Here is a 535-nt window from a genome sequence, read left to right on the forward strand (position 1 = left end):
CGCCGACGACCCCGGACGCGTCCTGCTCGACCTGGTCCGCGACACCATCGCCACCGTCCTCGGACACACCGCGCAGGAGACGGCGGACCCCGAGCGGGCCTTCCGCGACTTCGGCTTCGACTCGATGACCGCCGTCGAGTTCCGTACCCGGCTCGCCACCGCGACCGGGATCGCGCTGCCCGCGACCCTCGTCTACGACTACCCGACCCCGGCCGCCCTCGTCACGTACCTGCGCACCGGACTCCTCGGCGGCACCGGCACCGGACCGGCCCGCGTACGCCGCGTGCTCGGCAGCGACGAGCCCATCGCCATCGTCGGCATGAGCTGCCGCCTCCCCGGCGGCATCGAGACCCCCGAACAGCTGTGGCAGGCCGTCTCCGAGGGCGAGGACCTCGTCGGGGACCTGCCGCGCGACCGCGGCTGGCGGATCGCCGACGTCGCCGCGGACGGCACGGGCGAGGGCGGGGGCGAAGAGGGCTTCCAGGCCGTCAAGACGCTCAGCCAGGCCGGACTGCTGCGCGGCATCGGCGAGTTC

At 74.6% G+C, this 535-nt stretch carries 1 protein-coding gene; it reads left to right on the forward strand.

Going from position 1 to position 535, the window contains the following annotated elements; translation table 11 throughout:
• Positions 1-535, forward strand: a 535-nt coding sequence (locus CTZ28_RS46515) for an acyl carrier protein (protein WP_147481326.1), incomplete at both ends; no start/stop codon positions are given.

Origin of the sequence: Streptomyces shenzhenensis, from assembly GCF_003688995.1 — a bacterium.
Classification (GTDB): domain Bacteria; phylum Actinomycetota; class Actinomycetes; order Streptomycetales; family Streptomycetaceae; genus Streptomyces; species Streptomyces shenzhenensis_A.